11 protein-coding genes and 1 pseudogene are annotated in these 9,220 nt (G+C 72.3%); 7 read left to right on the forward strand and 5 right to left on the reverse strand.

The window, feature by feature from the left end:
- Positions 1–253 (reverse strand): annotated as a pseudogene (locus tag AOZ53_RS34605) (hypothetical protein); the annotation flags it as partial.
- On the opposite strand from AOZ53_RS34605, the gene AOZ53_RS01455 reads away from it, so the two are divergent.
- Positions 252–575 carry a hypothetical protein gene (locus AOZ53_RS01455; protein ID WP_054431488.1) on the forward strand — a complete coding sequence of 108 codons (324 nt, stop codon included), beginning with the start codon at positions 252–254 and terminating at the stop codon, positions 573–575. The pseudogene AOZ53_RS34605 and the gene AOZ53_RS01455 sit on opposite strands and share 2 nt — an antisense overlap.
- 36 nt (positions 576–611) lie before the next feature.
- On the opposite strand, the gene AOZ53_RS01460 is transcribed toward AOZ53_RS01455, so the two are convergent.
- Positions 612–1,397, reverse strand: coding sequence for an SIR2 family NAD-dependent protein deacylase (locus AOZ53_RS01460; protein ID WP_054486652.1), 786 nt, complete (start codon positions 1,395–1,397; stop codon positions 612–614).
- A gap of 183 nt (positions 1,398–1,580) precedes the next feature.
- Here AOZ53_RS01460 and AOZ53_RS01465 point away from each other — a divergent pair, with 183 nt between their 5' ends.
- The 6 genes from AOZ53_RS01465 (at position 1,581) to AOZ53_RS01490 (ending at position 6,761) form a co-directional block, all read left to right on the forward strand.
- Positions 1,581–2,207, forward strand: a complete 627-nt coding sequence (locus AOZ53_RS01465) for a cysteine dioxygenase family protein (RefSeq protein WP_054431486.1) — start codon at positions 1,581–1,583, stop codon at positions 2,205–2,207.
- 63 nt (positions 2,208–2,270) lie between these two features.
- Positions 2,271–3,035, forward strand: coding sequence for an IclR family transcriptional regulator (locus tag AOZ53_RS01470; protein WP_054431485.1), 765 nt, complete (start codon positions 2,271–2,273; stop codon positions 3,033–3,035).
- 232 nt (positions 3,036–3,267) lie between these two features.
- Positions 3,268–4,431 (forward strand): CaiB/BaiF CoA transferase family protein, encoded by a 1,164-nt coding sequence (locus AOZ53_RS01475; protein WP_054431484.1) that lies wholly within the window; start codon positions 3,268–3,270, stop codon positions 4,429–4,431.
- A complete protein-coding gene (locus AOZ53_RS01480) occupies positions 4,428–5,150 on the forward strand; it encodes an enoyl-CoA hydratase/isomerase family protein (RefSeq protein ID WP_054486653.1) in 723 nt (240 codons plus the stop codon). Before AOZ53_RS01475 ends, AOZ53_RS01480 begins: the two co-directional genes overlap by 4 nt.
- Before the next feature lie 47 nt (positions 5,151–5,197).
- Positions 5,198–6,034: a CoA transferase subunit A gene (locus AOZ53_RS01485; RefSeq protein WP_054431482.1), complete on the forward strand. Its 837-nt coding sequence runs from the start codon at positions 5,198–5,200 to the stop codon at positions 6,032–6,034.
- The gene (locus AOZ53_RS01490; protein WP_054431481.1) at positions 6,027–6,761 is read left to right on the forward strand and encodes a CoA-transferase subunit beta; all 735 of its coding nucleotides are present in this window, start codon (positions 6,027–6,029) and stop codon (positions 6,759–6,761) included. Before AOZ53_RS01485 ends, AOZ53_RS01490 begins: the two co-directional genes overlap by 8 nt.
- Positions 6,762–6,773: 12 nt before the next feature.
- Here the strand turns inward: AOZ53_RS01490 and AOZ53_RS01495 are convergent, their stop codons facing one another.
- From AOZ53_RS01495 to AOZ53_RS01505, 3 genes are all read right to left on the reverse strand, one after another.
- Positions 6,774–7,685 carry a GntR family transcriptional regulator gene (locus tag AOZ53_RS01495; protein WP_054474213.1) on the reverse strand — a complete coding sequence of 304 codons (912 nt, stop codon included), beginning with the start codon at positions 7,683–7,685 and terminating at the stop codon, positions 6,774–6,776.
- 4 nt (positions 7,686–7,689) lie between these two features.
- Positions 7,690–8,742, reverse strand: a complete 1,053-nt coding sequence (gene pdxA, locus AOZ53_RS01500; protein WP_054486654.1) for a 4-hydroxythreonine-4-phosphate dehydrogenase PdxA — start codon at positions 8,740–8,742, stop codon at positions 7,690–7,692.
- On the reverse strand, positions 8,739–9,220 hold a 482-nt coding region (locus AOZ53_RS01505; protein WP_304439138.1), incomplete at its 5' end, for a nucleotide-binding domain containing protein. The genes pdxA and AOZ53_RS01505, both read right to left, overlap by 4 nt.

The following is a 9,220-nucleotide window of genomic DNA, read 5'->3' on the forward strand; positions in this document are numbered from 1 at the left end:
CCTGCCTGTTGTGGCGGGTCGCGAGCGAACGCGAAGCGCCGCCGGCACCGGCATCGATCCGCCAGGACGATTTCTTCGTGGAACTGCTGCCGCCCGAGGCCGCGCCGCAGCCCGCCGCGCCATCGGCCAGGTCCGCGGTGGCGTCGCCGACCGCGCCGTCTGCGCCGATATCCTCCGAGTCCGCCAAGCCGTCTTCGCCCGCGTTGCCGAAGTCGTTGACGGCGCCTGCGTCCGAGCCTGCGAAGCCGGCCATGCCGCGACAGGCGCCGCCAGCCAGGACGCCAGCGGCCCAGGCGCCGGCGCTATCGCCTCCGCCGCCCGCCGCCGCTGGCGCCGCGCCGCCGCGTGATTTCCGCTGGCGCGGCGAGGACGCGGCGGCGCAAGGCCTGCCGCGCGCGCGGGGCGAAGCGAAGGTGGACCTGGCGCCCAGGACGCCGGCGGAACCGTCGGCGCTGGCCAAGGGCATCGCGCGGAGTGCGCGGCCGCGCTGCCGCGACGCGCATGCCGATCTGGGGCTGCTGGCGCTGCCGTTCCTGCTGGCCGACACGGTGCGTGACGACGGCTGCAAGTGGTGAGGGGGCGTGCCGCGCGCCGACGCTTGAACGATGCGGTCAGAAGCCGGCCGCGGCCAGCAATCGCGGCATGACGTCGGCGGCCGCGCCGCGCAGATTGAAGTCGGCGTGCGCGTCGAGCGGCGTGGGCGCCGGGTTGACCTGCACCACGGTCGCGCCGGCCCGCGCGGCGCGCAGTGGCAGCTCGGCCGCCGGATACACCTGCGCCGAGGTGCCGATGCTGAAGAACAGCTCGCAATCGTCGGACGCCTGCTGCGCCGCGCGCCAGGCGCCGGACGGCAGGCTTTCGCCGAACCAGACCACGCCCGGCCGTATCGGCGCGCCGCATTCGACGCAGGCGGGTGGCGTGATCGCGCACTCTTCGGCGGGCGTGTCGCGGCCGTCGTCCAGGGCGCGCGGCGCGAAGCTGGCGGCGTGTCCGCACGCGCTGCAGCGCGGCGCGTGCAGGCTGCCATGCAGGTGGATCACGGCGTCGCTGCCGGCGCGTTCGTGCAGGTTGTCGACGTTCTGGGTGACCAGGGTCAGCGCGGGGATGCGCCGCGCCAGCGCCGCGATGGCGCGGTGCGCCGCGTTCGGCTCGGCGCGCGCGACCTGCGCGCGGCGCCATTCATACCAGCCCCAGACCAGGTCCGGCTGGGCCGCGAAGGCCTCTGGCGTGGCCAGGGCGCGGGCGTCGAAGCGCGCCCACAATCCGGTGAGCGGATCGCGGAAGGTGGCGATGCCGCTTTCGGCGGACACGCCGGCGCCGGTGAAGACGGTCACGCGCCGGGCGCGCGCCAGCTGGTCGGCGAGCGCGGGCGCAATGGTGGGAATATCGGTGGGCATGCGGGGAAGGCGGTGAAGGACGGGTTCGATACGCTGCACGCGCGGCCCCGGGGCTGTCAAGCGCGGCACGACGCGCGGGCCGGGGCATTGCGGCGCGCATCCCAAATGATGGATACTGGATAGTCAAATTGGGATGTTCAATGGCATGGCCCGAGCGGGCCGCGCCCGATCCGGAGAAATGCAATGCCCGAAGCCACCGCCGGCCTGGACCGGCTGCGCCATTTCATTGCCACCGCGACCCGCCTGGCCACGCCCGACGGGCTGGCGCAGTCGCCCGAACTGCAGGCCGCGTTCGCCGCGCTGATCGCGCATGACGACTGGCTGCCCGAGGCCTGTACCGCGCCGCATCCCCAGTACTACCAGCAATACCTGCTGCATTGCGATCCGCTCGAGCGCTTCTCGATCGTCAGCTTCGTATGGGGCCCGGGCCAGCAGACGCCGGTGCACGATCACGAGGTCTGGGGCTACGTCGGCATGCTGCGCGGCGCCGAGGTGAACCAGCGCTACACCCGCGGCGCCGACGGCCGGCTGGCGCCGTGGGGCGAGCCGGAGACCCTGCATCCCGGCGACGTCGAGCGCCTGTCGCCGCAGGAAGGCGATATCCACCGCGTCTCGAATGCCTTCGAGGACAAGGTCTCGATCAGCGTGCACATGTACGGCGGCAACATCGGCGCCGTGTCGCGCCATGTCTACGACCCGGCCACGGGCCAGGCCAAGCCGTTCGTGTCGGGCTATTCGGCGCCCAGCGTGCCCAACCTGTGGGACCGTTCGGCGGCGGTGCGCGCGGCCTTGCCGGCCCCGGGCCACTGAGGCCTGTTCGCCGGGCGCGGCCCGTGCTATGTTCGCGTCCTAAATATTGGGAAAACCAAAAAAATGGACAAGACACTGCTCAAGGGGTTGATGGTGTTGGAGGCGGTCACGGACGTGGACAATCCGCCCCGCACCATCGATGCGCTGGCCGCCCGCGTCGGGCTGACGCGCAGCAATACCCATCGCACCCTGCAAACGCTGATCCACGCCGGCTACGTTGTGCGCGACGAGGACGGCGGCGGCTATCGCGGCGCGGTGCGCCTGTTCGAGCTGGCCGCGCGCCAGCTCGGGCAGCTCGACCTGCGCCGGCTGGCCGCGCCGTTCATGCGCACGCTGGCCGACCAGACCGGCGAGACCGTGCACCTGTCGGTGCTGGACGGCTTTGACGTGGTCTACGTCGACAAGATCGACAGCCCGCAACCGATCCGCGCCTATTCGATGGTGGGCGGCCGCGCGCCGGCCTACGCGGTGGCCACCGGCAAGGCGCTGCTGGCCTATCAGGCCGAAGGCTACGTCGAGCGCTACGCCGACCGGCTGGCGCGGCATACGCCGGCCACGCTGGTGTCGATGCCGCTGCTCAAGGAAGAACTGCGCAAGGTGGCGCGCACCGGCTACGCGGTCAATCGCGGCGAATGGCGCGAGGGCGTGGGCGGTTTGGCGGTGGCGCTGTTCAACAGCCTGGACCAGCCGGTGGCGGCCATCGGCATCTCCGGCCCGCTCGATCGCCTGAGCGCGGCCCGCATGAAACAGCTGGCGCCGGACGTGGCCGCCTGTGCCCAGACCTTGTCGCAGGGCATGGGTTACCGCCGCGGGTTTCTCGGCCAATAACGGGGCCGGCCGAGCAGGGCTTGTGCTCTCATGAATCCTAAATCATGGGATTCGAGTTTCAATTAATGGTTTACCGAGGATTGCGCCCGGTGCTATGCTGGCCCGCGGCCTGGCGCCGCGTTTTCGCTTCGGGCAAAGACCGCGGCAGGCGACACGATGCCACGGCAGCGCGCGCGGCCTCGGATTCTTTTCTTCATTCCAAATACTGAATTGGCATAACGAGAGGTCGACCATGACATCTGGTTCGGCATTGGCCGGCATCACCGTGCTCGAGATCTGCAACGTCGCCGCGGGGCCGTTCTGCGGCATGCTGCTGGCCGACATGGGCGCGGACGTGATCAAGCTGGAGAACCCGGAGGGCGGCGACACGCTGCGCAGCTGGCCGCCGCTGAGCCAGGGCTACAGCGAGAACTTCGCCTCGCTCAACCGCAACAAGCGCTCGGTCACGCTGAACCTGAAGGATCCGGCCGACCTGGCGCTGGCGCGCGAACTGGCCGCCAGCGTCGATGTGCTGATCGAGAACAACCGGCCCGGGGTGATGGACCGCCTGGGGCTGGGTTACGCGGCCCTGCGCGAGGTCAATCCGCGCCTGGTGTACTGCTCGATCTCGGCCTATGGCCAATCCGGCCCGCGCGCCCAGGAAGGCGGCTTCGATCTGACCATCCAGGCCATGAGCGGCCTGATGAGCGTCACCGGCGAGGCCGGCGGCGAGCCGGTCAAGTGCGGCGTGCCGGTGGCGGACTTCTCGGCCGGGCTGTATGGCGCCTTCGCCATCGCCTCGGCGCTGCGCGCCGCGCAGGCCAGCGGCCAGGGCACGCACATCGACGTGCCGATGCTGGGCGCCACGCTCGGCATCGCGGCGCTGCAGACCTCGGAGTTCTTCGGCAGCGGGCGCGATCCGGTCAAGCTGGGTTCGGCCCACCCGCGCAACGCGCCGTACCAGGCGTTCCGCTGCAAGGACGGCTATTTCGGCATGGCGGCCGGCAACAACGCGTTGTGGAAGGGCGTGTGCGTGACAGTGGGCCGCGAGGACCTGCTGGCGGACCCGCGCTTTACCGACACTAGCGCGCGCGCCCGCAACCAGGACGCGCTGCGCGAGATCCTGGAAGCGATCTTTGCGGCCGACGACGCGCCCGCCTGGCTGGCGCGGTTCCGCGCGGCCGGCGTGCCGTGCGCGCCCATCAACACCTATTCCGAAGTGCTGGCGGACCCGCAGGTCGAGCACATGGGCTGGGTGCAGCCGCTGGAGCTGCCCAACGGCGTGGCCACGCGCACCTTCGGCCTGCCGGTGCGCTTCGACGGCCAGACCACCGCGCTGCGGCGTCCGCCGCCCGCGCTGGGCCAGCACAACGACGAGGTGCTGGGACCGCTGCGCGACAAGGGGCGGCGCGCATGAGCGCGACGCTGCAGATCGAGCGGCGCGGCGCCGCGCAGGTGCTGACGCTGGCGCGTCCGGACAAGATGAACGCGCTGTCGGCCGAGCTGGTCGAGGCGCTGATCGCGGCGGTGGACGCGGCGCCGGCCCAGGGCGCCGAGGTCATCGTGCTGCGCGGCGCGGGCCGCAACTTCAGCGCCGGCTTCGATTTCGGCGAGCTGGACGCGCAGAGCGAGGGCGACCTGCTGCTGCGCTTCGTGCGCATCGAGACCCTGCTGCAACGGGTGGCGGCCTCGCCCTGCCTGACGGTGGGGCTGGCGCATGGCCGCAATTTCGGCGCTGGTGTCGATCTGTTCGGCGCCTGCAAGTGGCGCGTCAGCGCGCCGGACGCGAGCTTTCGCATGCCGGGCCTGAAGTTCGGGCTGGTGCTGGGCACGCGCCGCTTCGCCGCGCTGGTCGGCGCCGAGCGCGCCCGCGCCATCCTGGAACAGGCCAGCACGTTCGGCGCGGCCGAGGCCTATCGCGACGGTTTCGTCAGCCACGTGACGGCGCCGGAAGCCTGGCCCGAGATCGAACGGCAGGCCGTGGAGGCCGCCGCCGCGTTGACCGGCGAGGCCCGCGCGCAGCTGTATGCGGCCCTGTCGGCCGAGCAGCCCGACACCGACCTGGCGCGGCTGGTGCGCTCGGCTGCCGAGCCCGGCCTGAAGGCGCGGGTGGCGGCCTACCTGCAGGCGCGCTGACGCCGCCGGCCCGGCCGGCGCGACGATAAGCACATCGAGGAGGCAGCATGGGTTCGGGATTCAATCAGACAGACAAGCAGCGCTCGCTGGCCGAGCTGGCGGCGCTGGTGCCGGACGGCGCGTCGATCGCCCTGGGCGGCAGTTTCCTGCACCGGGGGCCGTTCGCCTTCGTGCGCGAACTGATCCGGCAGGGGCGGCGCGACCTGGAACTGGTCAAGCAGTCGCCCGGCTATGACGTCGACATCCTGTGCCGCGCCGGCGCGCTGCGGCGCGTGCGCGCCGGCATCGTGGCGATGGAAGGCAATTTCGGCCTGGCGCCGTGGTATCGCAAGGCCATCGAGCGCGGCGAGGTCGAGCTTGAAGAGCATGCCTGCGCCAGCCTGACGGCGGGGTTGCGGGCCGCCGCCTACGGCGTGCCGTTCCAGCCTTGCGGCGGGCTGCATGGCAGCGCCCTGCCGGTGCTGAACGGCTGGCACTGCCTGGACGACCCCTACGGCAGCGGCGAGCGCACCTGGGTGATTCCGGCGGTGCGGCCGGACTTCGCCGTGATCCAGGCCTCGGAAGTGGACGCGCGCGGCAATGTGCGGGTGCATGGCACGGCGCATTGGGACCGCATCATGTCGCGCGCCGCCGGCAGCGTGCTGGTGGTGGCCGAGAAGCGGGTGGACAGCGCCGTGTTCGAGGCGCAGCCCGAGGCCACGCTGGTGCCGTACTTCATGGTGCAGGCTTTCACGGTGCTGCCGCGCTCGGCCTGGCCCGGCTCCTGCTGGCCGGACTACGCCATCGACTATCCGGCGGTGGAGGCCTACATGGACAAGCAGGGCGACCTGGCGGCCCACCTGGCCGCGGCGCCCGAAGCGAAAGCGGGAGCGGCGCATGGCTGAGCAATGGTCGGGGTTTTCATACATCGTCACCAACCTGGCGCGTTTCATCCGGCCCGACGAGATCACCTTCAGCGGCGTGAACTCGACCCTGCCGATGCTGGCCTGCCTGCTGGCCAAGCGCGCCTATGACTGGGACTACGTCTACATCAACGTGGCCGGCGGGGTCGATCCGCGGCCCTCGCACATTCCGCTGTCCAGCTCCGATCCGGTGCTGGCCGAGCATTCGGCGTCGATCTTCGCCAACGAGGATTTCTACGACCTGTGCACGCGCGGCCGCATGGACCTGGCGTTCCTGGGGGCGGCGCAGATCGACGGCGCGGGCCGCGCCAACAACTCCTGCATCGGCGACTGGCATGCGCCCAAGGTGCGGCTGCCGGGCGGCGGCGGCGGGGCGGTGATGACGCCGACGGCGCGGCGCTGCTGCACCTGGCGCACCGAGCATTCGCGCCGCGTGTTCGTCGAGCAGCTGGATTTCGTCACGTCTGGCGGCGGCTTCGCGGGGGTGGCGACGCCGATCGCGGTGTTCATCAAGCGCGATGGCCGCCTGGCGTTGCAGTCGTGGCATCCCGAGTCCAGCCTGGCGCAAGTGCGCGAGCGCACCGGGTTCGACTTCGATGCCGACGGGGCGGGGCCGACGCCCTGGCCGACCGAGGCCGAGCGGCGCGCCTTGCGCGCGCTGGATGAAGATGGGCAGTTCGAGCGCGACGCGGCGGTGACGCTGCGCTAGCGCCCGGGCGCGTCAGCGGCCGGCGCCGCCACGCAGGCGTTCCAGTTCGGCGGACAGTTCGGCGACCAGCGCCTGGGCGCGCGCCAGGGGATCGTGGCCGGCGGCGGATTCGAGCGGCGCCGCCGGGGCCGCGGGCGGCGCGGGTTCGCGCAGGCGCGGTTGCACGCTTTCGTGGCCGACGCTGACGTCCACGTCGAACACCAGCTGTTCGGCGCGGTGCCAGGTGCTGAACCACTCCAGCGGCCGGCCGTGCTGGTCCATGCCCTGGCCTTCCAGCATCAGCAGGGGCGTGCCGGCGGCGGTCTGCAGCAGCCCGGCGAGCGCCGCGTCGGCGGCGACCGCGCGGATCTGGTTGCGGCCGGCGCCCGGATGCAGGCCGAAGCGCCGGGTCAGCACGCCGTGCAGCGAGGCGTCGGCCAGGTCGTCGGCGCGCAGGCCGGGCACCGCCGCGGCGGGCAGCCAGGTGCGCACATAGGCCAGCGGCGCGTCGGCCACGTGGCGCAGCCGTTCCAGCAGCAACAGGTCGGCGCTGCCGAAGAACTCGGCGACCGCGGCGGGCGGTTCGGCCGGCGCCAGGCCCAGCACGCGGGTCTTGAGCGCCACGCCGGATTGGGCGAATTGTTCGTACAGCCCGGTGGAGCGCTGCACCAGCCGGCGATGCTCGCGCGGCGCGGCGACCACCGCCGGACGGCCGGCCTCGCGCTGGATCAGCCCTTCCGTCGCCAGCGCCGACAGCGCCTGCCGCACCACGCTGCGCGCCACGCCGAAGCGTTCGCACAGGGCGGCCTCGCTGGGCAGCAGCGCGCCGGCGCCGAGTTTGCGGGTCCGGATATAACCGCGCAGCAGCGCCGCCACCTGGGCGTGCAGCGGCACGTCGCCGGAACGATCCAGCGCGGGCAAATCTTCAGCGTTGGCGGGCGCCATGCAATCAACCTCCTGTTTGGGCCCGCGCAGTTTCCCATACATGCGTCCAGCCCGGGGCCAGATGCGCGGCGCGCTCGGCGGCCAGGATCAGACTGTCTTCGCGGGCGATGCCCTGGCCCGCGATGTCGAACGCGGTGCCGTGATCGACGGACACGCGCACCACCGGCAGGCCGACGGTGATGTTAACGCCGTCATCGCCATAGACGGCCTTGAAGGGCGCGTGGCCCTGGTCGTGGTAACAGGCGATCACGAACTGCCACTTGCCGCGCACGGCCTGCGGGAACAGCGCGTCGGCCGGGATCGGGCCGGCGGCCAGGATGCCGGCGGCGTTGGCCTCGGCCACGGCGGGCGCCAGGATGTCGGCGTCTTCGGTGCCGAAGATGCCGTTCTCGCCGGCGTGCGGGTTCAGGCCCGACACCGCCACCGGACGGTCGCCGCGGCCCAGGGCCTTGGCGAACGAGCCGGCCAGGCGCAGCACCGCGCGCATGCGCGCCGGCGTCAGGTCTTCGATGGCCTGGCGCAGCGACACGTGGGTGGTGGCGTGGAAGATGTAGAGATCGCCGGCGGACAGCACCAGCGAGAAGGTCTTGACGCCGAATTCGTGCGCCAGCAGTTCGGTGTGGCCGGGCCACTTGTGGCCGGCGGCGTGCATGGCGGCCTTGTTCAGCGGGGCGGTGACGATGCCGTCGACCTCGCCGGCGCGCGCCAGGGCGCAGGCGGTGGTGACGAAGCGCACCGAGCCGTCGCCGGCGGCGGCGCTGATCTCGCCCAGCTTGACGTCGGCCAGCGACGGGCCGGCCTGCAGCACCTCGATGGTGCCGGGGGTGTTGGTGGCGTCGGCGGGGCGCTCGACGCGGCGCACGATGGCGGGATCGCCGCCCAGGCCGCGCACGGCGTTGACCATCACGTCGACGTCGCCGATCACGACCAGGCGCGCCTTCTGGCGCAGTTCGTCATCGCCCATCAGCATCTTGGCCGTGATTTCCGGCCCGATGCCGGCCACGTCGCCGAGAGTGACCGCCAGCAGGGGCAGCTTGGGGGCGGGGGTTTGTGTCATCGCTTGAATCTCCTGTCGCGGATCGCGCGCACGGCGCGAACCAGTACGTCTTCGGTGCCAAAGCCGCCGGCCTTGGTCACCACGGGCAGGCCGTCGGCCGTGCCCCCGGTCAGCGTGCCCAGGGGCACGCCGCCCATTACTTCATCCACCAGGGCGATGCCGCCGGCGCCTAGCGCCAGCAGCACCTGGCGGGCGCCGTCGCCGCCGGTGGCCACCACGCCCGCGGCGCGGGTGGCGCCGATGGCCTGCGCGGCCAGCGAGCCCAGGCGTTGCGCCACGGTGTCGGCATCGAGTCCCGCGAGCTGGCCTTCGGGGGCCAGCAGCAACAGGGGGGCGGCATCGGCCGCGCCGTCCCGCGCATGGCCCCGCAGCAGCGGTTCGCTCCAGGCGCGCCAGGCGGCGTCATCGGCCAGGTCCGCCAGCGCGGGCGCCCAGGTGCGGGCGCCGGCGGCTTGCAGCGCCGCGGCCTGCGCGCGCG

Source organism: Achromobacter sp. 2789STDY5608621 (assembly GCF_001299375.1).
In the GTDB taxonomy this organism is placed as follows: Bacteria; Pseudomonadota; Gammaproteobacteria; order Burkholderiales; family Burkholderiaceae_B; genus Achromobacter; species Achromobacter insuavis.

Excerpts from the sequence above, each read along its gene's own strand:
- AOZ53_RS01455 (WP_054431488.1), top strand. The coding sequence starts at position 252 with ATGCCGCGACAGGCGCCGCCAGCCAGGACGCCAGCGGCCCAGGCGCCG.
- AOZ53_RS01460 (WP_054486652.1), bottom strand. The coding sequence starts at position 1,397 with ATGCCCACCGATATTCCCACCATTGCGCCCGCGCTCGCCGACCAGCTG.
- AOZ53_RS01465 (WP_054431486.1), top strand. The coding sequence starts at position 1,581 with ATGCCCGAAGCCACCGCCGGCCTGGACCGGCTGCGCCATTTCATTGCC.
- AOZ53_RS01470 (WP_054431485.1), top strand. The coding sequence starts at position 2,271 with ATGGACAAGACACTGCTCAAGGGGTTGATGGTGTTGGAGGCGGTCACG.
- AOZ53_RS01475 (WP_054431484.1), top strand. The coding sequence starts at position 3,268 with ATGACATCTGGTTCGGCATTGGCCGGCATCACCGTGCTCGAGATCTGC.
- AOZ53_RS01480 (WP_054486653.1), top strand. The coding sequence starts at position 4,428 with ATGAGCGCGACGCTGCAGATCGAGCGGCGCGGCGCCGCGCAGGTGCTG.
- AOZ53_RS01485 (WP_054431482.1), top strand. The coding sequence starts at position 5,198 with ATGGGTTCGGGATTCAATCAGACAGACAAGCAGCGCTCGCTGGCCGAG.
- AOZ53_RS01490 (WP_054431481.1), top strand. The coding sequence starts at position 6,027 with ATGGCTGAGCAATGGTCGGGGTTTTCATACATCGTCACCAACCTGGCG.
- AOZ53_RS01495 (WP_054474213.1), bottom strand. The coding sequence starts at position 7,685 with ATGGCGCCCGCCAACGCTGAAGATTTGCCCGCGCTGGATCGTTCCGGC.
- pdxA (WP_054486654.1), bottom strand. The coding sequence starts at position 8,742 with ATGACACAAACCCCCGCCCCCAAGCTGCCCCTGCTGGCGGTCACTCTC.